The sequence below is a fragment of the Sphingobium sp. B2D3C genome (assembly GCF_025961835.1).
GTDB lineage: Bacteria > Pseudomonadota > Alphaproteobacteria > Sphingomonadales > Sphingomonadaceae > Sphingobium.
The window spans coordinates 3423954-3450726 of the sequence record NZ_JAOQOK010000001.1 but is presented as its reverse complement, the minus strand read 5'-3'; the positions used below and the strand labels follow the sequence as shown (position 1 = coordinate 3450726).

Genomic DNA, 26773 nt, shown 5'->3' with positions numbered 1-26773 from the left:
TCTTCCAGTTTTTCGCGAATGGCGCCCCATAGCCGCAAAAGCGCGGATTGGGAAGCGATTGAGCCGTCCGGTGAATTTCAGCGCGTGTGCCAGTTCGGGCGGGTGTCCACCGCGTCCGCAATGACGGAGAAAGCCTGCGCAATCTCGGCCGGCGTCGTGCAATAAGGCGGCATGAGATAAATGGTGTTGCCGAGCGGCCGAAGCAAGAGGCCCTGCTCTAGCGCATGCGCCCGCAAGCGGGGCGCGACGTCCGACAGATAGCCGCCATCGGGCACCACCATGTCGATTGCCGCAATGGCCCCGATCCGCCGGGGGTTGTGCAGGCGGCCATGGCCGGCGAGCGTTGCCAGCCCTTCATCGAGCGCCGAACCCAGCGCGGCGATGCGCCCCGGCACATCCTCGTCCCGCCAGATCGCCAGATTGGCATGGGCTGCTGCACAACAGATGGGGTTGGCGGTGAAACTCGATGAGTGGAAGAACATCGCCGCCCGGTCCGTGCTGCGGTGCGATTCGAAAATTGCTGCGCTGGCCAGCGTCGCCGCCAAGGGGACTGCGCCCCCGGTGAACCCCTTCGCCAGGCATAGGATATCCGGCGCCACGCCGGCCTGTTCGCAGGCGAAGAGCGTGCCGGTGCGGCCCCAGCCGGTCATCACTTCATCCACGATGAAGAGGACATCATGCTGCGCACAAATTTCGGCAAAGGCGCGGAGAGTTTCGGGCGGATAAAGGAGCATCCCGCCTGCCCCCAGCACCAGCGGCTCGACAATGAACGCCGCAGGCTTCTCGCCCGTCCGGCACAGCCGTTCCAGTGCATCGAGACTGGCCTGCGCGTGCCCTTGCGCGGGGAAGGGCACCGTCTCCACGTCGAACAGCAGCGGCGCATAAGCGCGATTGAACACGCCGCGCTCGCCCACCGACATCGTGCCAATGGTATCGCCATGATAGCTATGCTCGAGCACCAACAGGCGGTGCCGCGCCTCGCCGCGATTGTGCCAATGGCCGAGCGCCATTTTGAGCGCCACCTCGACGGCCGTCGACCCGCTGTCCGAGAAGAATACATGATCCAGGCCGGGCGGGGTCAGCGCCACCAGCGACCGGGCCAGCGCCTCCGCCTGCGGGTGGGTGTAGCCCGCGAAGATCATCTGATCGAGCGTGCCCGCCTGCGCCGCGATGGCCGCCGCGATGCGCGGTTCGCAATGGCCGTGGGTGATGACCCACCAGCTTGAGATGCCGTCGAGCAGCCGATGGCCGTCATCGCAGGTCAGCCACGCCCCGGAGGCGGACACGATCTGCGGGATCGCCTCGCCAAGGCCGTGCTGGGTGAAGGGATGCCAAACGGGGGATGTCATGACGGCCCACCCATCGCCGTGCGCACCCCGGCCAGATCGATATGCGCGTGCATCGCCTGCCGCAGATGCGCGGCATCGAGCGGGTCCAGCATCGGCAGGCGGCCGAAGCTGCGCACGCCCGTCAGCGCCGGCACGATCGCCTCATTGTCGGGATGTGCTTCCCCGACGAAGATCAGCCCGGCAATGGGGATGGACCGCCCCTTCAAAGCTTCGATGCTCAGCAGGCTATGGTTGATCGTGCCCAGCCCCGTCCGCGCGACGAGCAACACCGGCGCGCCCCAGCCCGCGAACAGGTCGATCATCAACATCGGCGGATCGCGGCGGACGGGCACCATCAAGCCGCCGGCGCCCTCCACGATCAGCGGACGCGCGGGCGGGAGCGCCAGACGGGATGGGGCCAGCACGAGCCCTTCCCGCTCGGCGGCCAGATGCGGCGAGGCCGGGAGCGCCAATCGATACGCCTCCGGCAGGCATCGATCCGGCGCGACGCCGAGCGCCACGGCATCCGCACTGTCCGTGCCATCGGCCGTGCCGGCCTGGATCGGCTTCCAGTAGGAGGCGCCGAGAGCAGCAGCGAGGCCGGCCGCAACCACCGTCTTGCCGATGCCGGTATCGGTGCCCGACACAATGAGGGCGCCGCTCATGCCGGCACCTGTCGGAGCGCTTGCTGCAAGGCTTCCCCCAGTTCTGCGATGATCTCCTCATCGACATTCAGCGTGAGCGACAGGCGCAGGCGCGCGGTGCCGCGCGGCACCGTGGGCGGGCGGATACCGCGCACATCGAACCCGGCCTGCTGCAGCAAGGCCGCAACCTGCATCGTCCGCGCATCGTCCCCCAGCACGATCGGCAGGACCTGGCTGGCAGGCGCGGGAAGCCCCAGCGGCGCGCATAAATGCTGCGCAGCATGATCGATCAGATCGCTCAGGCGCGCGCGCAGATCGTCGCCTTCCAGACTGCACGCCAGCGCGGCCTGCACCGCAACCGCCATCAGCGGCGAAGGCGCCGTCGAGAAGACGAAGCTGCGCCCGCGATTGACCAGCAGATCGATGATCGGCCGCGTGGCCGTCACCAGCGCCCCCTCCGCGCCCAGCCCCTTGCCGCAGGTGTGGAGCGCAATGACATTTTCCGCCGGCTCAAGATGCGCGCTCAGGCCCCGCCCGCCCGGCCCGTGAACGGCGGTGGCGTGCGCCTCGTCCAGCACCAGCATCGCATCATGCCGCGCAGCGACGGCAGCAAGGTCATCGACCGGGGCCCTGTCACCGTCCATGGAATAGAGCGTTTCGGCGACGATCCACACCCGCCCCGTGCCACCCTCGCGCCGCCAGCCGGCAATGGCGTCGGCAAAGGCGTCGGCATCATTATGCTGCGCCAGCACGGAGCCGGCCTTGCCGAGCTTCATCCCGTCATGGGCGCTGGCGTGAATGAGCGCATCCGCGACGACAAGATCGCCTGGCCCCGGCAGGCCGGCAAGAATGGCGATGTTCGCGGCAAAGCCATTGGCTAGAAACAAAGCTGCTTCGCTGCCGAACATCTGCGCGGCCTGCGCCTCCAGCGCCTCATGCTCAGGCGCATTGCCGCGCAGCAGCCGCGACCCGCCCGAGCCGACCGGCACACCCCGCGCCAGCGCATCAGCCACCGCAGCGGCAATCGCCGGGTCGCCGGCAAGGCCGAGATAGTCGTTAGATGCAAAATCATGGCCTGCGCGCGGCATGAGGCGCCGCCGGCGGGCGCGACGCTCCAGCGCATCAAGCTGGGACTGGAAGGAGGCAAGCGCAGAAGACATGGCCGGCGCTATAGCGTCGGCGCCTCCGGCTCGCCAGCATCGCGGAGAGGGCCCATAGGCCAAGACGTGAAAAGCCCGCCCGGACAGGATCCGGACGGGCTTTCCTCCTCTCCCGTTTCCGGGATTGTGCGCCGGGATCTTTACATCGCCCCGTGCGCCAGTGCGGCGAGCAGAAGCAGCGCCACGATATTGGTGATCTTAATCATCGGGTTGACCGCCGGGCCGGCCGTATCCTTGTAGGGATCGCCGACCGTGTCGCCAGTCACGGCAGCCTTGTGGGCCTCGGAGCCCTTGCCGCCATGATGGCCGTCCTCGATATACTTCTTGGCATTATCCCAGGCGCCGCCGCCACTGGTCATCGAGATAGCGACGAACAGGCCGGAAACGATGACACCGAGCAGCAGCGCGCCCAGTGAAGCAAAGCCCTGCGCCTGCCCGGCCACGGCGGTGATGATGAAGTAGACCGCAATGGGCGTCAGCACCGGCAGCAGCGAGGGAATGATCATTTCCTTGATCGCCGCCTTGGTCACGATGTCCACGGTGCGGGCATAATTGGGTCGGGACGTGCCCGCCATGATGCCCGAATCGCTGCGGAACTGCTCACGCACATCCTCGACCACCGCGCCCGCTGCCCGGCCCACGGCAGTCATGCCGAATGCACCGAAGAGATAGGGCAGCAGCGCCCCCAGCAGCAGACCCACGATGACGTAGGGATTGCTCAGCGAGAAATCGACCGCGATGTCCGGGAAGTAGATTTCCAGATCCGCCGTGTACGCCCCGAACAGCACCAGCGCCGCCAACGCCGCCGAACCGATGGCATAGCCCTTGGTCACCGCCTTGGTGGTGTTACCCACGGCATCGAGCGCATCGGTGCGGTGGCGCACATCATCGGGCAGGCCCGCCATTTCCGCGATGCCGCCGGCATTGTCGGTCACCGGACCATAAGCATCGAGCGCGACGACCATGCCGGCCAGCGCGAGCAACGATGTGGCCGCGAAGGCCACGCCAATGATCCCGGCGATCTGATAGGTCGCGATCACCGCGATGGTGATGACCAACGTCGGCAGCGCCGTCGATTCCAGGCTGATTGCGAGGCCCTGGATCACATTGGTGCCATGACCGGTGACGCTTGCCTTGGCGATGGACTTGACCGGTCGATAATTGGTGCCGGTGTAATATTCGGTGATCCACACCAGCAGGCCGGTGACGATCAGGCCGATCAGCATGCACCAGAACAGCGCCATGCCGGTATAGCCGCCGGTGCCATCCAGCCCCGCGCCGATCGCGACATCCATGTCGCCCAGCACGCGGTTGGTGACATAATAGATGCCGAGCACCGAGAGGCCCGCCGTCACCCAGAAGCCCTTGTAGAGCGCGCCCATGATGTTCTGCGACTTGCCCAGCCGCACGAAATAGGTGCCGATGATCGAGGTGATGATGCAGATGCCGCCGACCACCAGCGGCAGTGACATCAGCGCCATGAGTTGCGCGGAGGGCGCATCGACCAGCAGCGCGATGGAAACCATGGTGAGGCCGAGCGTCACCACATAGGTCTCGAACAGGTCGGCCGCCATGCCGGCGCAGTCGCCGACATTGTCGCCGACATTGTCCGCAATGACCGCCGGATTGCGCGGATCGTCCTCTGGGATGCCGGCCTCGACCTTGCCGACGAGATCGGCGCCAACATCGGCGGCCTTGGTGAAGATGCCGCCCCCCAGCCGCGCGAAGATGGAGATGAGCGAGGCGCCAAAAGCCAGCGCCGTCAGCGCGGCGATGATCGAGCGATCATTGGGCGCGAGGCCGCCCGGCCCGGTCAGATACCAGAACGTCCCGGCGATCGAGAGCAGGCCGAGACCGGCAACCAGCATTCCGGTAACCGCGCCGGACCGGAAAGCCAGCGTCAGCCCGCCCTGCAGGGATTCGCTCGCAGCCTGCGCGGTGCGGACGTTGGCCCGCACGGAAATATTCATGCCGACATAGCCGGCGACCCCCGAGAGCACCGCACCGATCAGGAACGAGACCGTGGAGAGCAGACCGAGCGTGAAGAAGAGAATGATGGCGACGATGACGCCGACGATAGCGATGGTGGTATATTGTCGTCCGAGATAGGCTTTGGCGCCTTCCTGAATGGCACCCGCAATTTCCTGCATCCTGGCACTACCGGCCGGCGCGCTCAGCACCTGGCGACTGGTCACCAGACCATAGATCACGGCAAGCAGGCCGCAACCAATGGCGATCAAGACCGAGGTCATATCGCGTTCTCCCCTGTGACGGTGCCCGGGCGTTGACCGCCCATGTTCGGCTTTGGAGCGGAAGGTAAAGCGCTCTCCCGTGCCGTCAAGCGGTTAAACGGAAGGGGGTGGGATCAGCAGGTGCCGTCACTCATCCCGTCCGTGTTCCTCCACCCCGTTCGCATCAAGCGAAGTCGATGCGTAAGCGCGCGCCGGGTGTCTCGACTTCAGCTTACAGCTGAAGTTTATCCTGAGCGCCCGCCCTGCGGGCAGTCGAAGGGCTCGACACGAACGGGGCCAGGAATAAGGCCGTAACAGCTCACGAACAGGTCGCCGGCCTTGCATCAGCCCAACGGCCGCACTCCCCAATCCGTTCGGCCTGAGTAGTTATTGAGCCTGCCGAAATGGCGTATCGAAGGACTGCTCAGGGCGCGATGCTTCGATACGGCGCTTCGATACGCGCCACGGCGCTACTCAGAGCCTACTCAGCACGAACGGAGGCAAGAGCGACCGTCGATCCCTAGCCGTGCTCGTAACCCAGCCGCGCCGGCAACGGCACTGCCTTGCCATCAAGGCGCACCGTCAACCCCTCGCCGTGCTTGAACCGCCCGACCTCCAGCAGCCCGCGGGGCGACGCCAGCGTGCCGGGCAAGGCAACGAGCAGCACATAATCATCGCCGTGCGTCGCAGCAGCCAGCCGCGCCTCGATGCCGTTCCCGCGCAGCGACACATAGGCATCGGACAGCGGCACCTGATTGATCTCCACCGCGCAATCGCTGGCCAGCGCCATGCGCTGCGCATCGATCAGCAACCCGTCGGAGACGTCCATCATCGCATGCGCCTGCGACGAGAGCGTCTGCCCGAGCGTGATATGCGGCGTTGGTACCCGATAGGCACGGATCAGTTCCGCCGGCTCCTTCAGCCCTTCATCGAGCAAGGCGAGACCCGCTCCTGCATCGCCGATCGGGCCGGAGACGAACAAGCGGTCGCCCGGTCGCGCGCCGGTACGCGCCGGCACCTGTTCATTCGCCGGCACCTCGCCCATGGCGGTCAGGCTGAGCACGCGCGGCGCGCCCGTCGGCAGCTTTACGGTATCGCCGCCGATGAGGTGCATCCCGAAACTGCGCAACGCCCGCCCCAGCCCGTCCAGAAACGCCTCGTCCCAGCCGGCTTGACCGGTCAGCCCGTAGTTCAGCAGGCAGGCGACAGGCACCGCGCCCTTGGCGGCGAGATCGGAGAGATTGACCGCCGCCAGCTTCCAGCCGACGGTTTCGGGCGGATCGTCGGCGCGGAAATGCACGCCTTCGACCATCGTGTCGCTGGTGATGACGAGTTGCTGCCCCATGGTGGGCATCACCGCAACGTCGTCCATCAGGCCGCGCGCGGCGAGGTCGCTCGCCATGGCGCGCAGACGGCGGAGAAGGTCCGCCTCCGCGCTCATCTTAGCTGCGCACGCTCTTGGCGATGCCGTCGAGCAGGCCGTTGACGAAGCCGGCCTCGCGCTTGTCGTAGAAGGCGTGAGCGACATCGACATATTCGCTGATGACGCTCGCCGTGGGCACGTCGGCGCGGGCCAGCAGCTCATAGGTGCCGGCGCGCAGGATCTGCCGCATCGGCTTGTCGAGGCGCTCCATCGACCAGCCCTTGGCCAGCCGGTCGATGATATGCTGGTCGATCTCGTCGCGGCGCGCGTCCACGCCCTTCACCACATCATCGAAGAAGGCCTGTTCGGCCGGGTGATAGGTCACGTCCTCAATGGTAGCGCCGAGGCGGTGCTGATGGAACTCATGGAGCAGCAGCGGCAGCGGCGTGCTTTCCATTTCCTGCTGGTAGAGCGCCTGCACGGCCGCCAGCCGCGCCGCAGAGCGGGACTTTGATTTCGTTGGCTTCATTGCGTCCTTCATATCGGTTCGGGCGCGCGATGGATACGGGATTTCACCATCCCGTTCCGCGCACCGCTGCACAGGGTCTGTCTATTTCAGCCGCACCGCCACGCTGGCCGCGTGGGCCGGCAGCCCTTCCGCCTGCGCCAGCGCCAGCGCCGCAGGGCCGATGGCGCCGATGGCGCGCGCGTCGAGTTGGAGGAAGCTCGTGCGCTTCATGAAGTCCAGCACGGAGAGGCCGGAGGAGAAGCGCGCGCGCCGCCCGGTCGGCAGCACATGGTTCGGCCCCGCGACATAATCGCCGATCGCCTCGGGCGTCATCCGGCCCATGAACACCGATCCGGCGTGGCGCACCTTGTCGAACAGCGGCTGCGGATCGTCCACGGCCAGTTCGAGATGCTCGGGCGCCAGCCGGTCGACCAGCGGCAGCGCGGCCTCAAGGTCCGGCACTAGGATGATCGCGCCATTGTTGGTCCAGCTCACCCGCGCGCGAGCGCCGGTTTCGAGCCGATTGAGCCAGCCCTCGACCGACGCAGCCACGGCCTTTGCAAAGGCCGCATCATCGGTGAACAGGATCGACTGGCTGGTCTCGTCATGCTCGGACTGGCTGAGCAGATCGGCGGCGATCCATTCGGGATCGTTCTTGCCGTCCGCGACGACCACGATCTCGCTCGGCCCTGCTACCATGTCGATGCCGACCACGCCGTAAACCTGCCTCTTGGCTTCTGCGACCCAGGCATTGCCCGGCCCGACGATGACGTCCACCGGCTTGATCCGCGCCGTGCCATAAGCCAGCGCCGCCACCGCCTGCGCACCGCCGACGCGCCAGATTTCGCTCACGCCCGCAATATGCGCTGCCGCCAGCACGGCGGGATTGAGCTGCCCGCCCGGCGTGGGCGACATCATCACGATGCGCTCGACCCCGGCGACCTTGGCCGGAATGGCATTCATCAGCAGCGAGCTGGGATAGGCAGCCAGCCCGCCCGGCACGTAGATGCCCGCCGCTTCCACGGCGTTCCACCGCGCGCCGAGCCGCACGCCGGCCTCGTCGGTCCAGCCGGCATCTTCCGGCTTCTGCTTTGCGTGATAGGTGGCGATCCGCTCAGCGGCGAGATTGAGCGCATCGCGCAGCGGCGCATCGATCTGCGCATAGGCCTGGGCGCATTGTTCGGCGCTGATCGACCAACCCTGCGCATCGAGATCGAAACGGTCGAACCGCGCGGTCAGGTCGGCCAGCGCGGAGTCCCCCTCGGCCCGCACGCGCCGGACGATATCGCGCACAGCCTGTGCGACATCCTCATCCGCCTCGCGCCGGGCGTTGACCAGCGCCTCGAACTGCGCAGCGAACCCCGCATCACGGGCATCCAGCTCAAGCGGCACGGCTGGCCTCCACGGCAGCGCGGAAGCGCTCGACCATTGGCACCAGCTCGGCAGCGCGCATCTTCATCGCCGCCCGGTTGACGATGAGTCGCGCGGAAATGTCCATGATCTTCGCGGTTTCAACGAGGCCATTGGCCTTCAGCGTCGCGCCGGACGAGACGAGATCGACGATCCGCCGCGCCAGCCCGAGCGAGGGCGCCAGTTCCATCGCGCCATTCAGCTTCACGCACTCGGCCTGCACCCCCAGCGCCTCATAATGCGCGCGGGTGAGATGCGGATATTTGGTCGCGACGCGGACATGGCTGGCCGCCCCGAGCACCTCGGGCACCGCATCGGCCGGCTCGGCGACAGACAGGCGGCAATGGCCAATATCGAGATCGACCGGCGCATAAAGCTCGGAATAGCCGAACTCGGCGATCACGTCCGATCCCACGATGCCGACCTGCGCCGCGCCATGCGCGACGAAGGTCGCCACATCGAACGCGCGCACGCGGATGATGGACAGGCCCTCGACATTGGTCGCGAACCGCAGCGCCCGGCTTTCCTTCTTATGGAACTCCGCCTCGGGCTCGATGCCCGCGCGCGCCAGCAGCGGCAGGGCCTCTTCGAGAATGCGTCCCTTGGGAATGGCGAATGTGATGGAGCGGCTCATAGCCGGCGCGCTTTAGGCCCTCACGCGCGAAACTGCAATTGCGGGCCGCATTCGCTCCTCAAGGCAACGGATTGGCGCCCGAGGCATTGGTCAAAGAGACAAGAAGGAGACTGATGACATGGGTAAAGGTATCTTGCTGTGGCTGATCGGGATCCCGATTCCCATCATCATCCTGCTCTACCTGCTCTTCTGAGGGCTAGCATAAACAGGCAGCATAACCGTTCGCCCTGAGCTTGTCGAAGGGCTGTCCTTCCTTCATCATAAGGCTATGTCGTTCTGGGTTTACATGCTGCATTGTTATGGCGGCGCATTTTATGTGGGCCATACCGATGATATTGAGCACCGCATCAATCAGCACCAGGCCGGCGAAATTGCTGGGTTTACCCGAGACCGGCGACCGTTGAAGCTCGTCTGGTCTGAGCAGTTCTCAACCCGGATTGAGGCGCTGGAAATGGAACGTAAACTTAAGGGCTGGTCTCGGACGAAGAAGATGGCTCTCATTCGTGGCGATTGGGAGACAATCGCCCGCCTCGCCAAAGGCCGGAAGAACAGCCCTTCGACAAGCTCAGGGCGAACGGATGTGTAGAGGCCCCCTAACCACTGGGAACCTCTACCCACGCGCTAACGGGTTAATTTTCAATCCTCGAACGGATCGCGCACCAGGATCGTGTCCTCACGCTGTGGCGAGGTTGAGACGCTGGCGACCGGGCATTCGATCAGCTCTTCGATGCGGCGGATATATTTGATGGCCTGCGCAGGCAGGTCCGCCCAGGAGCGCGCGCCGACGGTGGTGCCTTCCCAGCCGTCCATTTCCTCATACACCGGCTCGACTGCGGCCTGATCGGCCGCGTGCGCAGGCAAATAATCGATGATTTCGCCATTCAGCCTGTAGCCGGTGCAGATCTTGATCGTCTCGAACCCGTCGAGCACGTCGATCTTGGTGAGGGCAATGCCCGTGACGCCCGAAAGCGCGCAGGTCTGGCGGACCAGCACCGCGTCGAACCAGCCGCAGCGGCGCTTGCGGGCCGTGACGGTGCCAAATTCATGGCCGCGCTGGCCGAGGCGTTCGCCGGTTTCGTCCTCCAGCTCGGTGGGGAACGGGCCGGAACCGACGCGGGTAGTGTAGGCCTTCACGATCCCCAGCACGAAGCCCGCCGCGTTCGGCCCCATGCCGGAGCCCGAGGCGACCGTACCGCTCACCGTGTTGGAGCTGGTGACGAACGGGTAGGTGCCGTGGTCCACGTCGAGCAGAACGCCTTGCGCGCCCTCGAACAGGATGCGCTTGCCGCCCTTGCGCACATCGCGCAGGCGCTTCCACACCGGCTCGGCGAACTGCAGCACGAACGGCGCGATCTCGCGCAGATCGGCGATCAGCTTGGCCCGATCGATGGGCGGCTCGCCAAAGCCGGCGCGCAGCGCATCATGATGGGCGCAGAGCCGATCGAGCTGCGGCTCCAGCGAATCAAGATGAGCGAGATCGCAGACCCGGATCGCACGGCGGCCGACCTTGTCTTCATAAGCCGGGCCGATGCCACGGCCCGTGGTGCCGATCTTGCCCTTGCCGGCGGCCGTCTCGCGCAGGCCATCGAGATCACGGTGGATCGGCAGGATGAGCGGGCAATTGTCGGCGACGGCGAAATTGTCGCGCGTCACATGCACGCCCTGTCCCTGCAGCTTCTCGATCTCGGCCTTGAGCGCCCAGGGATCGAGCACCACGCCATTGCCGATGATGGAGAGCGTGCCAGTGACGATGCCGGAGGGCACGAGACTGATCTTGTAGACCTGCTCGCCGACGACGAGCGTGTGCCCGGCATTGTGACCGCCCTGGAAGCGCACGACGCAATCGGCGCGGCTGGCCAGCCAATCGACAATCTTGCCTTTGCCTTCATCGCCCCATTGGGCGCCGATCACGGTTACATTTGCCATGGATACACGTCTCCGCCTGCCGGGCGGATCGCGACCACCCTTCGACAGGACTCGGTGGTCGGACTGGATCAAAGCGGGCGCGCCATCGCACCCGGTCCGGGGCGCCCGTTAGCCGCTCGACGGACCTCCCGTCAAGGCAGGTGCGGCGAGCAGGCATGGCAGGAGATCGGGCAATTCACCCATAGCGAACATCCGTTCATCGCATTGTAAGGCAAAGTTCCCGATCAAAAGGCCTGGCATTTTTGAAAGTCAGGCTCATGATTCGCTTCCATTTACCTCGCGTCACGCTCATCGCCGCAATCGTGGCCACGGTCGGCGTCACCAGCCTGCCCGCCGATGCAAGCCTGCGCGACCGCATCCGCGAGCGCATGGCCGGGCGGATGCAGCAGGATATCGCAGCCGACAAGACGGTGGACGGGCGCGAGATGGCCTATGGGCGCGATCCGGCGCAGACCCTCGCCTTCTGGCCCGCTGTTGGGCAGACGTCCGCGCCGGTGCCACTCGTCATCTTCGTGCATGGCGGCGGATGGCAGCATGGCAACAAAACCAATGCCACGGGCCAGCGCAAGGTCGCGCATCTGACGGCGCAGGGCTATGCGCTCGCCTCCATCGACTACCGGCTGGTGCCGCAGGCGACGGTCGAGCAGCAAGCGGCGGATGTGGCCAGCGCACTCGCCTATGTCATCGCCAACGCGGACAAGCTGAACATCGACCCCCGGCGGATCGTGCTGATGGGGCATAGCGCGGGCGCGCATCTCGTCGCATTGGTGGGCACGGACCCGCGCTATCTGCGCGAGGCCGGTCTGGCACCAGATGCCGCCGCCGGCATCGTGGCGCTGGATGGCGCCGCATATGACGTGCCGGCCCAAATGAAGTCCGGGCCGCGCATCATGGGCAAGACCTACACAGAGGCCTTCGGCAACGATCCGGCCCGGCAGCGGGCTCTATCTCCGACGCTGCACGCCGCTGCGCCCAATGCGCCGGCCTTCCTCATCTTCCATGTCGACCGCGAGGATGGCACCGCGCAGGCCCGCGCGCTGGCCGAGGCTCTGCGAAAGGCCGGAACGCCGGTGCAGGTCGACCGGTTCGAGGGCAAAGGCCTGCAGGGCCACATGGAAATCAATCGCCGGCTGGGCGACCCGGATTATCCCGCCACGCCGGTGCTCGACAAGTGGCTCAAGGCGCTCTTCGCGCGCTGAGCGCGGCATAAGCCGGCGATAAAGGTCGCAATCGCGGCCGCGCCGGCCTATCATGCCCGCCCCAGCAAGAACGCCCCGGAGATAGACCCATGCGTGTTTTCCTGATCGGCCTGGCCACGCTCTCGCTCGCTGCCTGTGGCGGCGGCGCCAGCCAAGAGAATAGCGCAAGCGCAGCCAACAATGCCGCGCTGGCCAGCAATGCGATGGACAACGCCGCCAACGCGATCGACCATGTCGCGGCCATCGAAAATCTCTCCGAAACGCAGCAGCAGGCGGTCTTCCTGCGCGCCATTCGCGATGCCGATATTTCCTGCCGCGACGTCACGAAGGTCGAGCGGCTTGAGCCGGAAGGCGGCGTGCCCACCTGGCGCGCCCAGTGCGATCAGGGCGATGCTCATCTCATCATGGTCCAGCCGGACGGCAATGCGCAGGTCATGTCGCGCCCCACGCGCTGACCGCGCCCTCCCGGCAGGGTCGTCAGCCAGGCCATTGCACTTTGCCGATGAGTCTCTAGCATCCTGAGCGGCCGGACAATCAAGCCGCAGGGGACGCGTCATCAGCCTGATATTGAGCGAGAGCAAGCGGCTGCGCATCGGCAGCATGATGACCTTCTATGTGGCGCAGGGGCTTCCGCTCGGGCTTTTCCTGACCGCGGTGGCAGCCTGGCTTGCCTCCAACCAGATGCCGCCTGCCGCCATCGCCTCGCTGGTGGCGACCGCCTATCTGCCGTGGAGCTTCAAGTTCATCGGTGCGGCGCTCATGGATCGTTATGCCTATCTGCCGATGGGGCGGCGGCGCGCCTGGCTGATCGGGTCGCAGGCCGTCATTCTGATCGGCCTCACCGTCGCCGCGATTGCTGCGCCGGAGCCGCAGGATCTCGGCCTCATCACCGTGCTCGGCGTGCTGATCTTCTCCGGCGGCGCCATTCAGGACGTGGCGGTCGATGGCCTCGCGGTCGATATCCTCCCGGATGAAGAGCAGGGAACGGCCAGCGCCTTCATGTTCGGCGGGCAGGCGCTGGGCATGGCCATTGGTGGCGCGATGGGGGGCTATCTGCTCCAGCATTATAGCGCGGCGATCGCCTTTGCCGCCTTCCTTCCCTTCAATGCCGGCTTCCTGCTGCTCGCTCTTGTGCTGCGCGAGCGGCCGGGCGAGAAGCTGCTGCCTTGGACAAAAGGCCGGGCCTCGGCCGAAGCGCTGAGCGCCCACGGCCTGCCTTGGCTGCGCATCCTCGCCATCACCTTCCGCTCGATGATCAAGCGCGACAGTCTGGTGCTGCTCGCCGCCAGCGTGCTCGGCCGCGCGGTGGGCGGGGCGTTCACCGCCTTCTGGCCGGTCTTCGCGACGACACAGGCGAATTTCAGCACCAGCAGCTATTCGGGGATGGTCGCCACGGTCGGCCTGCTGGTGTCCATCTCCTGCATGGGCGTCGGCTCCCTCCTCGTCGGGAAGATCGGCCCGCGCCGCGCCACGGTCATCACCTATGCCGGCTATGCGGTCATGTCGCTGGTCTTCCTGGTCTCGCCGGAGGTCGCGATGATCGGCACCGTCTTCGTGCTGCTCTCCATCGGGCGCGAGGCGACGGACATTCTGACGTCGATCAGCTCCAACCCGCTGCGGATGCGCCTGTCCGACAAGCGGGTCGGCGCCACCCAGTTCACGATCTATAATTCGCTGTCCAACCTGCCGGTCGCGCTGGGCGCCAGCCTTTATGCGTGGATCTATGGCGCGAGCGGCCTTGCCTGGCTGATGGTCATCCTGATCGCGATGACGGTGCTGAGCTGCATCATCTTCGCCATGCTGCGAATCGGTGAAGTGGCCGACACGCCCGCCTCCAATGAGGACGACCTCATCCCGGTGATTAACTAGCCGGCGAGGGACGGGCCCGCTAGATCGTCAGTCGGCCTCGCAAAATGTCCGGTAGGTATGCAGCTCATGCACGCCGGTAACGATGCCGAAGCGGTTCATATACTCTTCCGCCTCGCGCGCCGCCTCGCGGAAATCATAGGTCGCGCCGATGGGCTTGGTGTGTCGGAGCGCCGTTCCGTCGACGACGCCCGTCTTCCAGCCTTCTTTCTCCGCGAGCACCGGCCACACCGGGTCCAACCCCCAGCCATATTTCAGCGAGGGGAAGGGAAAGACGATGTCGAACACTTCGCGGCGAAAGGCGACCAAAGGGCCGACCTCCGTAAAGTTCGTCTCACGCACCAACACGCCCTTGCGCCGCCGCATGATGTCCCACCCCCAATAAGAGTAGGCGCGCTGCGCGGGGCCGCAGATCTTCAGCTCGGCATATTCGGCGAGCGCAAGGAAAGTGTCCATGAACTGGTCGGGCAGTTCGACATCGTCGTCGGTCATTACCACCCAGTCGAATTCGCTAAGGTCATGCCGCGCCAGGAGGACGTTGGTGTTGTCCAGCTTGCCGAGATTATCGACGCCCTTGCTGGCAAAGGTGATGCGGTGTCGCTCGCTCTGCATCCGAGCATAGATTTCGCCCAGCGATTGCGGCGAGCGGTTCGATTGAACGCCAACCACGAGAACCCGCAAGCTCGGCATGGACTGGAAGTGCTGGGAAGCCCGAAAGCGGGCAATTTTGGGATCGATGGCGCGATCGTGGAAAACGTCCACCACCCGGCCTGAGAGATTCCTCGCGGTTCGACTCGCCCGACCCTTGATCCTTTTCAAAATTGCCATGAACGCACTCCCGCAAACCGTCACTCGCCCTACGACATGGGAGTTGACGTTTTATTCACGGCAAAGCGCACAGGATCGTCAGCCCGCCTCGTAAAATGTCCGGTAGGTATGCAGCACATGCACGCCGGTGACGATGCCGAAGCGGTTCATATACTCTTCCGCTTCGCGCGCCGCCTCGCGGAAATCATAGGTCGCGCCGATGGGTTTGGTGTGCCGGAGCGCCGTGCCGTCGACGACCCCGGTCTTCCAGCCTTCCTTCTCCGCAAGCACCGGCCAGACGGTGTTGACGCCCCAACCGTATTTCAGCGAGGGGAAGGGAAAGACGATGTCGAACACCTCGCGGCGGAAGGCGACCAGCGGGCCGACCTCCGCAAAGTTCGTCTCGCGCACCAGCGCGCCCTTGCGACGGCGCATGATCTCGCGGCTCCAATAAGAATAGCCGCGCTGCGCGGGACCGCAGATCTTCAGCTCGGCATATTCGGCGAGCGCCAGGAAGGTGTCCATGAACTGGTCGGGCAGTTCGATATCGTCATCGGTCATCACCACCCAGTCGAACGCGTTGAGATCATGCCGCGCGAGGAGGACGTTGGTGTTGTCCAGCTTGCCGAGATTATCGACGCCCTTGCTGTCAAAGGTGATGCGGTGGCGCTCGCTCTGCATCCGGCCATAGATTTCGCCGAGCGATTGCGGCGAGCGGTTCGATTGAACGCCGACCACGAGAACCCGCAGGCTCGGCATGGACTGGAAGTGCTCGGAAGCCCGAAAGCGGGCGATTTTGGGATCGATCGCCCGATCGTGGAAAACATCCACCAACCGACCCGAAAGGTTCCTTGCGATCCGATTCGCCCGACCCTTGATCCTCTTCAAAATTGCCATGGACGCACTCCGCAAGCCGCCACTCACCTCTAAGCCATGGGAGTTGACGTTTTGTTTCACGGTAGGGCTCGCGGCCCTTATGCGATGGCCATCTCCGCGCCTTCCGTTTCCGCGATCCAGCCGCCACCGAGCACTCGGTCGCCATCGTAGAGCACTGCCGCCTGACCCGGCGCCACGCCAAATTCTTCGCTCTCGAAGATCAGCCGGTCGCCATCCAGGCGGGCGGGAACGGGACGGGCCATGGACCGCACCTTGGCGCTCAAGCTTCCACGGAACGTCCCGCCGAGCCAGTTGATCTCGTCAAGGCGCGCGGCGCGCACGGCCAGTGCCGCCTTCGGCCCGACGATCACCCGGCGCTGCGCTGCATCAAGCCGCACGACATAGAGCGGTTCTGCGAGGCCGCCGATCTCCAGCCCACGCCGCTGGCCGACTGTATAATGGATCAGGCCCTTGTGCGGCCCCAGCACGCGGCCATCGATATGGACGATCTCCCCCGCATCATCGGCTTCGGGCCGGATTTTCCGCACCACGCCGGCATAGTCGCCATCCGGCACGAAGCAGATGTCCTGACTGTCCGGCTTGAGCGCGACGCCCAGCCCCAGTTCTGCCGCGATCTGCCGGACGACCGGCTTTTCCATGCCGCCGAGGGGAAAGCGCAGATAATCGAGCTGATCCTGCGTCGTGGCGAACAGAAAATAGCTCTGGTCCCGCGCCGGATCGACAGCGCGATGCAACTCAGCCCCGGCCGGGCCTTCAACGCGCCGGACATAATGGCCGGTGGCCAGGCAATCAGCACCCAGATCGCGGGCCAGCGCGAACAGGTCGGTGAACTTGACGCCCATATTGCAGCGGACACACGGAATCGGCGTGCGGCCGGCCAGATACTCATCAGCGAAGCGGTCCATCACGCTTTCGCGGAAGCGGCTTTCATAATCGAAGACATAATGCGCGATGCCGAGCTTGTCCGCGACCGCCCGCGCATCGCGAATATCCTGCCCGGCGCAGCAGCTTCCCGTCCGCCCCACGGCGGCGCCATGATCGTATAGCTGCAGCGTGATGCCGATCGTTTCCGCGCCCGAGCGTGCGGCCAGCGCCGCGACGACGCTGGAATCCACGCCGCCGGACATGGCAACGACGATGCGCTTGCCCTGCAGAGGCGTTGGAAGCTGAAAAAGTCCGTCCATTGGCACCATATAAGCGCATTGGGGCGAAGCGACCAGCACCCGCAACCGGTGACCAGCGAGTAAAGACCGTCCGTCGCGGTCTATGCACCGGTAATCTCACCTAACAACCTGTCACCACGGCCTTTACGAGCGCTTATCTTTTGGCTGCTAGCAGGGTGGCCATGGACATAAGTGCCAACCTCGATGATCAGGCCTTGCCTGTCGCCCTGGCAAGTGGACGCAGCCCCCGGATTCCGGATCTGCGCCTGCTGCTCACGGTTCACGCCGCGCGCCAGGATACGACACCGACGGCCCGGGCCATTCGTGAAGCCGATCTTCCGGTCGTGCTTGCGGATGAGCCGTCACGGCTGAGCCTGATCTTTGCATCGAACACACCGAGCCCCGCAACGCTGAGACGCGCGGCGGGATCGTTCAATGCATCCGTGGCGGCATTCATGGCGGTGGGGACCAATGGTGAAGGCGCCGTTCACTCTGGCGGTTAGCCGGAGTGAAAAGCTTTGGGGTCAACATCATGAGCAAGAAGACCGTGTCAGACCGATCCCCGTCGGTGAATGAGGAAAGAATGATCGAGAACCAGAAGATTCGCCCTGCTCAAGTCGTCGGCCCTCTCGGTGAGCCGCTGACGCTTGACTCGCTGCCGCCGCCATCGACCACGCGTTGGGTCGTTCGGCGCAAGGCGGAAGTCGTGGCGGCCGTCAATGGCGGCCTGCTGACAGTGGACGAAGCCTGTGCGCGTTACGATCTGACGCTCGAGGAATTCGCCAGCTGGCAGCGCGCGGTGGACCGGTCCGGCATGCCGGGGCTGCGGGTCACGCGGATCCAGCATTACAAGTCGCTTTACGAGCGCCAACAGCGCTTCTGAGGCAGCGCGGGCTCTCTTCCGCGCTTCCCAAAGAAACAGGCCCGCCCGAGCCATCGGCGCGGGCCTTTCTTTATGGGCGCTTGTGGGACGACTTTGCTTTGAGGCGGCGCCAGCGGCGCCAAAGCCACGCGGCGGTCATCATCGCCAGTCCGGGCAGCCAGATCAGCAGCAGTTCGGAGTAGACCGTCTCCAGCCCGCGTGCCGAAAAAAAGCGCGCGCCGATCGGAGAGACGCGGATCGGCTGCCAGTCGAGGAACAGCCGCTGATGGTCGAACGGCCATAACAGCATCACGCCCTGCCCTCCGTCGGTCAGCATATCGAGCAGAGGATGGGACACTGCGCAGGCGAACAGAAAGGCAAAGGCCGCTGGACGTCGCGCGCGCGGCCAGACCAGCGCGATCAGGCCGACCACGCCGAATGCAAACGCCAGCGAATGGGTAAAGCCTCGATGCCCCCATTTGCTGGCATAGCCGATGCCGAGGGGAAAGCCGATCACATCGAGGTCCGGCAGGGCAGCGAGCGCACCCCCGATGATCGCAAGGGCTGGCGCAATCCGGCGCCGGCCCAGCGCACCGCCGGTGAATAGGGATATGGCGGCATGGCTGAAGATGGTCGGCATGTCGCCTCTCTGCGCGACTTTCGGCTGTCAGCCAACCGCCATCGTCGACGCTCAGTAGCCGACCGTTAGCCCCACGGACACATAACGGTCCCCGACATTGCCCTTCACGGCAACCCGGGGCAGCACCGGCATGGCGACGGTGCCATAGACGCGCGGCTCCTCGCCGCTGATCCGCGCGCCGATGCCGATGCGCAGGGACATGGGGATCTGGTATGCCGCTTCCACCCGGCCATAGGCTGCCGTGCCGCCATCGCGCAGATAGACCCCGGCGCCCGGCGTGAGGCTGAAGCCTGCAAAGTCCACCGCATAACCAGCACCCAATTCGGCACCCCAGCGCCCATTGGCGCGGGCATAATTGCCCTCCGCCCCAAGCCCTTCTGCCTGCGCGGGGACAGCAAGACCCGCCAGCGCAAGCGCTGTGCAGGATATCAGAACGGTGCGAACGGTCATCATCTTGAAAACTCCGGAAACTGGGCTCGCATTGGCTAGGCGTGCGGTTCCGCAGCAGCAACGTTGCAGGGACGAGCCGAGTCGCCGGCGCGGCGGACAGACTTCTGCGCCCCGCGAGCCATCGGGCACAGATCCCCGCGAAAAGTGGGAAGGCTCCGGGCACGCTTTTGCGTTGCAACCGTAATGATAGCCGTTACGCCTCAGGGTTCCGATGGCGATTAAAACGGGGAAAGCATGATCGAAGCAGGCCGCCTACAGCCCCACTCTCGCCAACACGTTGAGGCGGGGGCCGCGGGGAGCGCGCCGGCATGAAGGGCAATTACTGGCGCGCCGCCAAGGCCGCGAAAGCCTGCGTGATCGTCGACGCGGAAGACTATTTCCGGTTCGCGCGGCAGGCCATGATCCGCGCCCGCAAGCGCATCATGCTGGTCGGCTGGGATTTCGATGCGCGGATCGAACTGGCGCACCGGGAAGACGGGCAATCCGATGGTCCGGAACCGACCACCATCGGCGATCTCATATACTGGCTGGTCGAGACCAATCCCGAGCTCGAAGTCTATCTGCTACGCTGGGATCTCGGCGCCATTGGCTCGCTGTTCCGCGGCAAGACCATCTTCACCGTGGCCAAATGGGCCATCCATCCGCGCATCCATGTGAAGCTGGACGCTCATCACCCCACTGGCGGGTCGCATCATCAGAAGATCGTCGTGATCGACGATTGCTTCGCCTTTTGCGGCGGGATCGACATGACCGGCGACCGGTGGGACACGCGCGCGCATCGTGACGAGGAACCCGAGCGGCATCGCCCCGGCAAAGGGCCGGCCTACATGCCCTGGCACGATGCGACGACCGCGCTGCAGGGGCCGGCGGCGGCGGCGCTGGGCGAGCATTCGCGCGACCGCTGGAAGCGGGCGACGGGGCAGACCATTGCCGGCATCCGCAGCAAGCACGACGTCTGGCCGGAAGCGCTGCCCGTGCAATTCGAGGATGTGGAGGTTCTCATTGCCCGCACGGCACCCAAAATGCCGGACCAGCGCGAGGTGACCGAGATCGAGCAGCTTTATATCGAGCAGATCGGCCGCGCGAAGCGGTGGATCTATGCCGAAAGCCAGTATTTCGCCTCCCGCCGCATCGCCGAAGCCATGGCCCGGCGACTGGACGAGCCGGACGGGCCGGAGATCGTGATCGTCAATCCCGAGGCCGCGCAGGGCTGGCTCGAACCGCTGGCGATGGATACCGCGCGCGCCCGACTGGTGGCCGCGCTGCGGCGGCGCGACAAGCATGGCCGCTTCCGGCTCTACCATCCGGTCACCCGCGATCAGGAGCCGATCTACGTCCACGCCAAGGTGATGATCGTGGATGATATGATCCTGCGCGTCGGCTCATCCAACATGAATGCGCGCTCTCTGCGGCTCGACACGGAATGCGACGTGGCCGTGGACTGCTCCCGGCCGAGCAATTCTGGATGCAGCGCCGCCATCGCGGAGGTTCGCAACGATCTGCTGGCCGAGCATCTCGATGCCAGCATCGCACAGGTCGAGAAAAAGCTGGCCGCCAGCGGTTCGCTGATCGAGACGATCGAGGCGCTCCGCTTCAAGGGTCGGAAAAATGCGAAGAGCCGCCGGCGCACGCTGGTGCCCTATGAGATTCCCGATCTCACAGGCGTCGAGGCCTGGCTGGCGGACAACCAGATCCTCGACCCGGAAGGACCGGACGACATGTTCGAAGCCCTCAGCAACCGCGGCCTGCTGCGCCGCCTTTCCGGCTGGCGCCGTAGCAGGGGCTGAGCCTCCCCAACGATCAAGCAGGTAGCGCGGCACAGCCCGATTGTGGGCCTCACCCGGCTTGCTTCCGCGCGCGAAGGGCCTAAACCTGTAATCGATTGCGAAGACATTAGGGCAAGGAGAGGAACATGACAGGTTCGCGTGGAGAGGGCGCAAGTCGTCGGGCGCTTCTGCAAGGGCTTGTCGCCACCGGTGCCTTAGCCAGCGCGGGGCGACCGGCGCAGGCGAGTCCCGGAGCCGTCGGCGGGCGCGGTCCCATTTTTGCCGGCACAGGCATGGCGGATGTCGAGACCGCGAGCGGCCGGGTGCGCGGCTTCATGCGGGGCGGGATCACCATGTTTCGCGGTATCCCCTATGCCGACACGACCGGCGGCGCCAATCGCTTCCTCCCGCCCAAGCCAGCCAAGCCCTGGACCGGCGTGCGCAGCAGCCTCGCCTATGGGCCGATCTGCCCGCAGGACAAGGGCACCGGCCGCCAGAATGACGAAGAGGCCTTCATTTTCCAGTGGAATGACAGCTTCGACGGCGAGGATTGTCTGCGCATAAATATCTGGACGCCCGGCACGGACAATGCCCGACGCCCGGTGATGGTCTGGCTCCACGGCGGCGGATTTGTCGCCGGCTCCGGGCACGACATCCCCGCCTTTGAGGGCTATAATCTCGCCCAGCGCGGCGACGTGGTGGTCGTCACGCTCAATCACCGTCTCAACCTGCTCGGTTTTCTCGACCTTTCCTCCGTGGACCCGGCCTATGCGCAGTCCGGCAATGTCGGCATGCTGGATATCGTCGCGGCGCTGCAATGGGTGAAGCGCAATATCGAGGCCTTTGGCGGCGATCCCGATCGGGTCACGATCTTCGGCCAGTCCGGGGGCGGCGCCAAGGTTTCGACGTTGATGGCCATGCCCGCCGCGCGCGGCCTGTTTCACCGTGCGATTGTTCAGAGCGGGTCCTTTGCAAAGGCCACGCCCCACGCCCAGGCCCGTAAGCTGGGGGAACTCATGCTGGCGGAGTTGGGCATCGGCAAAACCGATCTGCGCGCTTTGTACTCCCTACCCTATGATCGCTTGCTGGCGGCGAGCTCGGCCATCTTCCGCCGGGAGAATCCGCCACTGCCCGAAGGCGGCTCCATGGAGGCTCGAACCCGCGGCCGCTACGGCTTTGCCCCGGTGGTCGATGGCGCGGTGCTGCCCGCCAATCCCGACGCCCCGCAGTCCCTTGCGCTGTCGGCTGATGTGCCGCTGATCGTCGGCACGACCCTCAACGAGTTCACCACCGGGATCAACCAGCCGGACTTTTTCACGATGAGCGAGGCGGAGCTGCTGAACCGGGCTGATCGATACACGGGAGGGCGCGGCGCGGCGGTGGTGGCCGCGTTTCGTCGGACGACGCCGGAGGCCCTGTCCTGCGACATCTGGTCACGCATCGCCACCGCACCGATCCGCCAGACCGCCATCGATCAGGCGAGCGGCAAGGCCGCGCTGCGTCGCGCCCCGGCATGGCTTTACAGCTTTGATCGGAGCACGCCCGTGCTGGACGGGCGTCCGCGCGCCTTCCACTGCGCGGAAATCCCCTATGTCTTCGCCAATGCCGAACGATGTGCCAGCATGACCGGCGGCGATGCCGAGGCCCTCAAGCTGGAGGCCGAGATGGCCGATGCGTGGATTGCTTTCGCGCGGACGGGCAACCCCAATCATGGCGGGCTGGCGCAATGGGACCCTGTGGTGGGCCGTGGCGCACAGACCATGCGGTTCGACACCGTCTCGGCCATGCGAACTGGTTGGGACGAGTCCGAGCTCGCCGCGATGAAAGGCTGACACCCACGCCCGGTCGACGGTAAGGAAAAGGGGGCGACCTTGCGATCGCCCCCGTCTGTGCTGTCCGACCCGTGAGAGCCGGAAGACGCTGTAGATGAAGCTATGGCTTATTTCTCCGGCGTCGCCAGAGCGCGGCGCAGGGCTTCGATGCGGGCCTTGTTGAATTGCTTGGCCTGCGGCGAGTCCGGTGCCATCGCGTCGAAGCCGTGATAGGCGGAGGGGACGACGAGCAACTCGGTCGGCACGCCGGCCTCGGTCAGGCGACGGGCATAGTCGATGTCTTCGCTCACGAAGAGATCGACACCGCCGACAGCGATGAACGCGGGCGGCAGACCCTTGAGCGAAGCAGCGCGCGCCGGCACGGCGGTGGCCGGCACCTTGTTCGTGCCCGGCTGCTGGCCGAGGAACGCCTTCCAGCCGAGCTGGTTCTGCTGCGCGTCCCAGCCGACTGTGGCGATGTGCGAAGGCACCTTCACCACGCCGCCGGTGCGGTCATCCAACATCGGGTAGATGAGCACCTGGAAAGCAACCGGGATTTCGCCGCGGTCGCGCGCAGTCAGCGCCAGCAGCGCCGCATGGCCACCACCGGCGCTCTCGCCCATCACGGCGATCCGCTTGGGATCGAGGCCGAGCTTGGCGGCATTGTCATGCATCCAGCGCAGGCCGGCATAATTGTCTTCGATGGACCCGGCATAGGTCGTTTCCGGCGCGAGGCGATATTCGACGGAAACGATGACCACGTTCAGTTCCTTGGCCATCTCCTGCAGGCGACGCACGTCGGTCGCGGCCGTGCCGAGAATGTAGCCGCCGCCATGGGTGTGCAGGATGCCGCCGCGCCAGGCGCCTTGCTGCGCGTTGATCACATACAGCTTCACCTGCGGCGCGCCGGCCGCACCGGGGATCATCTGCTCGACGACCGGAACGTCGCGGTGATGCGGCGGCGGGGGCGGCCCCATATTGCCCGACTTGCGCGACGCGCGCACCGAGTCCTCGGTCATTTGCCCCATCAGGGTCGAATAATAGAGCGCCATGCGGGCGGCGCCGTGCAGTTCCGGCGCGACGGGCGCGAGCTTGGCTGCGTCCTCAGCGCTCAGCGGGGCCGCCGCGACGGCGGCGGGATCGGGCAGCGGCTGGGCACTGGCCATGTGGGCGGGGCCGGTCGTGGCGAGCAGCGCCGCCACCAGCCAGGCCGAGGATCGGTTCAGAAACTTCATGAATGCGTCTCCTGTCGCATGAGTCAGATCAATGATCGCTGGCGCCGGCGGCGCCGATGCCGGTCTCGGACCGGATGCGCTGGGCAGTGTAGCCCGCGCGGTCCACCTGCGCCCGCGCGCTGCGGTCGAGCGTCGAGATCAGCCAGATGGTGAAGAAGGCCAGCGGCATCGACACCAATGTGGGCGAGGCGAGCGGGAAGATGGGGTGCGTGGCGCCAAGCTGGCCGACCCAAATCACCGGCGAGAGGATCGTCAGCGCCAGCGCAGTCAGCGTGCCGATGGCCGAGCCCCAGGCAACGCCGCGCGTCGTGCAATCCTTCCACAGGATGGAGAGCAAGAGGGCGGGGAAATTGCCCGAGGCGGCGACCGCGAAAGCGAGGCTCACCATGAACGCTACATTCTGCTTCTCGAACGCGATCCCCAACCCCACCGCGATCAGGGCCAGCACCAGCACGGTGATCCGCGACAGGCGCAGTTCGGTCGCCTGGTCGACATTGCCCTTGCGGATGACCGAGGCGTAGAGATCATGCGCGATGGTGGAGGCGCCGGAAAGGGTGAGCCCCGCCACCACCGCCAATATGGTGGCGAAGGCGACCGCCGAAACGAAGCCCATGAACACCTCCCCGCCCACCGCGTCCGCGAGATGGACCGCCGCCATGTTGCTGCCGCCACGTAGCCCGCCGCTCAGTGCGTCGAGATAGGCCGGATTGCTGCCGACGAAAACGATCGCGCCGAAGCCGATGATGAAGGTGAGCACATAGAAATAGCCGATCCACCCCGTCGCCCACAGCACGGAGGCGCGCGCGGTGCGGGCATCGCGCACCGTGAAGAAGCGCATGAGGATATGCGGCAGGCCGGCGGTGCCGAACATCAGCGCCATGCCGAGCGAAATCGCAGACAGCGGGTCCTTGATGAAGCCGCCGGGCGCAAGAATGCCCCGCGCGCTCGCCGCCGCTGCATCGGCGCTGGCGCCTGCGGCCAGCGCGATCGCCTGCTTGGCGGCGACGGCCTGCTCGAACAGCGTGTCGAGCGAGAAGCCGACGCGATACAGCACGGCGAGCGACATGAAGGTGGCGCAGCCGAGCAGCATGACCGCCTTGATGATCTGCACCCAGGTCGTCGCGATCATCCCGCCAAACAGCACATAAGCGGTGATCGCGAGGCCGATGATGCCGACCGCATAAGGATAGGGAATGCCGAACAGCAGTTGGATGAGCTGCCCCGCGCCGACCATCTGCGCGATCAGATAGAACAGCACCACGGTGAGCGAGCTGAAGGCCGAAGAAATCCGCACCGGCGTCTGCGCGAAGCGGAACGCGACGGCATCGACAAAAGTGTAGCGCCCCAGATTGCGCAACCGTTCGGCGAGCAGGAACAGGATGATCGGCCAGCCGACCAGAAAACCTGTGGAGTAGATCAGCCCATCATAGCCATCGGCATAAATCTGCGCGGAGATGCCGAGGAATGAGGCGGCGGACATATAGTCGCCGGCGATGGCCAGACCGTTCTGCCGACCGCTGATGCCGCCGCCAGCCGTATAGAAATCGCTCGTCGTGCGCGTCCGCCGTGCGGCCCAGGCCGTAACGCCCAGAGTGACGATGATGAACAGGCCGAAGGTGACCACGGCCGGCATGTTGGGGCCGGCATTGCCCGGCGTCGCCGCACGGGCGATCCCGGGCATCAACGCGCCGATAGTCACCATGAGGGCGAGCGCCGCCCAGCGCGAAAGGCTCACAGGCGATGCTCCGCCCGCAGCGCATCCAGTTCGGCATCGAACCGGCGGTTGGCAATCCACACATATAGGCCGGTCAGCGCGATGCCCGAGAGGATCACCGCCATGCCCAAAGGCACGCCAATGGTCGTCGTCATGCCCGGCAGCGGTTGGCCAAGGATGGTCCGCCCGAACGCCACCAGCAGGATGAAGCCGAAGAAGATCGCCATCATGACGCCGCTCAGAATCCAGCCGAGGCGGCCACGGGCCTGGACGAGAGCCTGATAGTGCGGATCGCGACTGATGGCCGCAAGTTCATGATCGCCATCCAGATCCATCAGCCACTCCCCTCGCCCGCCGCATTTATGTGCGACAGGCTATTGTCCATCGATTGCAAGTCAATCCCTCATCCGGCGGCTGAGGACTTTATCCGCATGGGTCGCCCAACTCTGCCCGGCCAGGTGTGCAGGATGGCCGGGCAGAGGGTTCGGGCGACCCGAACTCGTAGGTCTGAAAACGATTTTGCAATCGATTGCCATTTAATACACGGGAGTTTCGGCTGTGACAAGCGTGGGTTAGAATCGGCGATGGGGCCAATTTTATTGGAAGGTTCGCGACACGTTCGCCGGGCGATATGAGCCTCGGCTTCATCAACCGCCCTCTTTCAGGCTGATGAATCCATCTGCCCCAGAATTTCGACGGTGCGTTCGTCCGGGCTGCCAAACCAGCGCTCGATTGCCGCGCGGAAGATCGGCCTGTCCTCAACGCTGTTAAACAGCGTCAGCGACGACCTGAGCTTGATCGCGTCGATGGTCCCGAAGACTTGCTCAGCGCTGGAGCCATCCAGCTCCTGTAATGCGATGACGCATTCCTCATAGCGCGGGCCGAGGACCGGGTGCGACAGATAGGCTTTGGCTTCGGCGCGCGAGCGGATCGCGAAGTGCTGCGCCGTGGGGCTGATCCCCAGGCCCGCAATCTGCGGAAAGATGAACCACATCCAGTGCGTTCGTTTTGCACCGCCGCGGATTTCCGCCAAGGCCTGCGCGTAGCGTCCCTGCTGGGCGTCGACAAATCGGTTCAGATCGAATGGATCGCTGGTCATCCCGCACATTGGCAGTGGGAGCCTGTAAAGCCAACCTGTCCCGAGCGGTGCCGAACAGGC

26 protein-coding genes are annotated in these 26773 nt (G+C 65.4%); 8 read left to right on the top strand and 18 right to left on the bottom strand.

Annotated features, from left to right (window positions below; all coding sequences use genetic code 11):
* Positions 1 to 77 precede the first annotated feature (77 nt).
* The 8 genes from M2339_RS16095 to hisG form a co-directional block, all read right to left on the bottom strand.
* Positions 78 to 1349, bottom strand: coding sequence for an adenosylmethionine--8-amino-7-oxononanoate transaminase (locus tag M2339_RS16095; RefSeq protein ID WP_264587944.1), 1272 nt, complete (start codon positions 1347 to 1349; stop codon positions 78 to 80).
* On the bottom strand, positions 1346 to 1993 hold the full coding sequence (bioD, locus tag M2339_RS16090) for a dethiobiotin synthase (protein ID WP_264587945.1): 648 nt from the start codon (positions 1991 to 1993) through the stop codon (positions 1346 to 1348). The genes M2339_RS16095 and bioD overlap by 4 nt, the downstream gene beginning before the upstream one ends.
* Positions 1990 to 3132 carry an 8-amino-7-oxononanoate synthase gene (locus tag M2339_RS16085; protein ID WP_264587946.1) on the bottom strand — a complete coding sequence of 381 codons (1143 nt, stop codon included), beginning with the start codon at positions 3130 to 3132 and terminating at the stop codon, positions 1990 to 1992. Before M2339_RS16085 ends, bioD begins: the two co-directional genes overlap by 4 nt.
* Positions 3133 to 3272: 140 nt before the next feature.
* Positions 3273 to 5384, bottom strand: a complete 2112-nt coding sequence (locus tag M2339_RS16080) for a sodium-translocating pyrophosphatase (RefSeq protein WP_264587947.1) — start codon at positions 5382 to 5384, stop codon at positions 3273 to 3275.
* Between the two features lie 499 nt (positions 5385 to 5883).
* Complete coding sequence (gene thiL / locus M2339_RS16075) at positions 5884 to 6804, bottom strand: thiamine-phosphate kinase (RefSeq protein WP_264587948.1); 921 nt, start codon at positions 6802 to 6804, stop codon at positions 5884 to 5886.
* A 1-nt stretch (position 6805) separates the two neighbouring features.
* Entirely contained in the window at positions 6806 to 7255 is a 450-nt protein-coding gene (gene nusB / locus M2339_RS16070; protein WP_264571892.1) for a transcription antitermination factor NusB, read from the bottom strand.
* Between the two features lie 81 nt (positions 7256 to 7336).
* Positions 7337 to 8626 (bottom strand): histidinol dehydrogenase, encoded by a 1290-nt coding sequence (hisD, locus tag M2339_RS16065; protein ID WP_264587949.1) that lies wholly within the window; start codon positions 8624 to 8626, stop codon positions 7337 to 7339.
* On the bottom strand, positions 8616 to 9278 hold the full coding sequence (gene hisG, locus M2339_RS16060; protein ID WP_264587950.1) for an ATP phosphoribosyltransferase: 663 nt from the start codon (positions 9276 to 9278) through the stop codon (positions 8616 to 8618). Before hisG ends, hisD begins: the two co-directional genes overlap by 11 nt.
* A 268-nt stretch (positions 9279 to 9546) precedes the next feature.
* Between hisG and M2339_RS16055 the strand changes: the two genes are divergently transcribed.
* Positions 9547 to 9864, top strand: coding sequence for a GIY-YIG nuclease family protein (locus M2339_RS16055; protein ID WP_264587951.1), 318 nt, complete (start codon positions 9547 to 9549; stop codon positions 9862 to 9864).
* 50 nt (positions 9865 to 9914) lie between these two features.
* On the opposite strand, the gene M2339_RS16050 is transcribed toward M2339_RS16055, so the two are convergent.
* Positions 9915 to 11204 (bottom strand): adenylosuccinate synthase, encoded by a 1290-nt coding sequence (locus M2339_RS16050; protein WP_264587952.1) that lies wholly within the window; start codon positions 11202 to 11204, stop codon positions 9915 to 9917.
* A gap of 368 nt (positions 11205 to 11572) precedes the next feature.
* Between M2339_RS16050 and M2339_RS16045 the strand changes: the two genes are divergently transcribed.
* The 3 genes from M2339_RS16045 to M2339_RS16035 all read left to right on the top strand — a co-directional run bounded on the left by M2339_RS16045 (position 11573) and on the right by M2339_RS16035 (position 14272).
* Complete coding sequence (locus M2339_RS16045; protein WP_264588397.1) at positions 11573 to 12403, top strand: alpha/beta hydrolase; 831 nt, start codon at positions 11573 to 11575, stop codon at positions 12401 to 12403.
* An 89-nt stretch (positions 12404 to 12492) separates the two neighbouring features.
* Positions 12493 to 12858, top strand: a complete 366-nt coding sequence (locus tag M2339_RS16040) for a hypothetical protein (RefSeq protein ID WP_181558531.1) — start codon at positions 12493 to 12495, stop codon at positions 12856 to 12858.
* 112 nt (positions 12859 to 12970) lie between these two features.
* Complete coding sequence (locus M2339_RS16035) at positions 12971 to 14272, top strand: MFS transporter (RefSeq protein ID WP_264571889.1); 1302 nt, start codon at positions 12971 to 12973, stop codon at positions 14270 to 14272.
* A 27-nt stretch (positions 14273 to 14299) separates the two neighbouring features.
* Here the strand turns inward: M2339_RS16035 and M2339_RS16030 are convergent, their stop codons facing one another.
* The 3 genes from M2339_RS16030 to mnmA all read right to left on the bottom strand — a co-directional run bounded on the left by M2339_RS16030 (position 14300) and on the right by mnmA (position 17157).
* Positions 14300 to 15031, bottom strand: a complete 732-nt coding sequence (locus M2339_RS16030; RefSeq protein WP_264587953.1) for a hypothetical protein — start codon at positions 15029 to 15031, stop codon at positions 14300 to 14302.
* A gap of 144 nt (positions 15032 to 15175) precedes the next feature.
* Positions 15176 to 15907 carry a hypothetical protein gene (locus M2339_RS16025; RefSeq protein WP_264571887.1) on the bottom strand — a complete coding sequence of 244 codons (732 nt, stop codon included), beginning with the start codon at positions 15905 to 15907 and terminating at the stop codon, positions 15176 to 15178.
* A 143-nt stretch (positions 15908 to 16050) separates the two neighbouring features.
* Positions 16051 to 17157 carry a tRNA 2-thiouridine(34) synthase MnmA gene (gene mnmA, locus M2339_RS16020; protein WP_264587954.1) on the bottom strand — a complete coding sequence of 369 codons (1107 nt, stop codon included), beginning with the start codon at positions 17155 to 17157 and terminating at the stop codon, positions 16051 to 16053.
* Between the two features lie 161 nt (positions 17158 to 17318).
* Here mnmA and M2339_RS16015 point away from each other — a divergent pair, with 161 nt between their 5' ends.
* Together M2339_RS16015 and M2339_RS16010 are read left to right on the top strand one after the other, a co-directional pair.
* Complete coding sequence (locus M2339_RS16015) at positions 17319 to 17639, top strand: hypothetical protein (protein ID WP_181558526.1); 321 nt, start codon at positions 17319 to 17321, stop codon at positions 17637 to 17639.
* 80 nt (positions 17640 to 17719) lie between these two features.
* Positions 17720 to 18019, top strand: coding sequence for a DUF1153 domain-containing protein (locus M2339_RS16010; protein ID WP_181561284.1), 300 nt, complete (start codon positions 17720 to 17722; stop codon positions 18017 to 18019).
* Positions 18020 to 18089: 70 nt separating this feature from the next.
* On the opposite strand, the gene M2339_RS16005 is transcribed toward M2339_RS16010, so the two are convergent.
* Both M2339_RS16005 and M2339_RS16000 read right to left on the bottom strand, forming a co-directional pair.
* Complete coding sequence (locus M2339_RS16005; RefSeq protein ID WP_264587955.1) at positions 18090 to 18638, bottom strand: metal-dependent hydrolase; 549 nt, start codon at positions 18636 to 18638, stop codon at positions 18090 to 18092.
* 51 nt (positions 18639 to 18689) lie between these two features.
* On the bottom strand, positions 18690 to 19088 hold the full coding sequence (locus M2339_RS16000; RefSeq protein WP_264588398.1) for a hypothetical protein: 399 nt from the start codon (positions 19086 to 19088) through the stop codon (positions 18690 to 18692).
* A 308-nt stretch (positions 19089 to 19396) separates the two neighbouring features.
* Between M2339_RS16000 and M2339_RS15995 the strand changes: the two genes are divergently transcribed.
* Together M2339_RS15995 and M2339_RS15990 are read left to right on the top strand one after the other, a co-directional pair.
* Positions 19397 to 20875 (top strand): phospholipase D-like domain-containing protein, encoded by a 1479-nt coding sequence (locus M2339_RS15995; protein ID WP_264606468.1) that lies wholly within the window; start codon positions 19397 to 19399, stop codon positions 20873 to 20875.
* A gap of 125 nt (positions 20876 to 21000) precedes the next feature.
* A complete protein-coding gene (locus M2339_RS15990; RefSeq protein ID WP_264587957.1) occupies positions 21001 to 22686 on the top strand; it encodes a carboxylesterase/lipase family protein in 1686 nt (561 codons plus the stop codon).
* Positions 22687 to 22793: 107 nt separating this feature from the next.
* On the opposite strand, the gene M2339_RS15985 is transcribed toward M2339_RS15990, so the two are convergent.
* The 4 genes from M2339_RS15985 to M2339_RS15970 all read right to left on the bottom strand — a co-directional run bounded on the left by M2339_RS15985 (position 22794) and on the right by M2339_RS15970 (position 26713).
* Complete coding sequence (locus M2339_RS15985) at positions 22794 to 23900, bottom strand: alpha/beta hydrolase (protein WP_264587958.1); 1107 nt, start codon at positions 23898 to 23900, stop codon at positions 22794 to 22796.
* A 28-nt stretch (positions 23901 to 23928) separates the two neighbouring features.
* Positions 23929 to 25602: a cation acetate symporter gene (locus M2339_RS15980; RefSeq protein WP_181561282.1), complete on the bottom strand. Its 1674-nt coding sequence runs from the start codon at positions 25600 to 25602 to the stop codon at positions 23929 to 23931.
* Between the two features lie 29 nt (positions 25603 to 25631).
* Complete coding sequence (locus tag M2339_RS15975; protein WP_181558521.1) at positions 25632 to 25949, bottom strand: DUF485 domain-containing protein; 318 nt, start codon at positions 25947 to 25949, stop codon at positions 25632 to 25634.
* A 326-nt stretch (positions 25950 to 26275) separates the two neighbouring features.
* On the bottom strand, positions 26276 to 26713 hold the full coding sequence (locus tag M2339_RS15970; RefSeq protein WP_264587960.1) for a DUF1810 domain-containing protein: 438 nt from the start codon (positions 26711 to 26713) through the stop codon (positions 26276 to 26278).
* Positions 26714 to 26773: the final 60 nt, after the last annotated feature.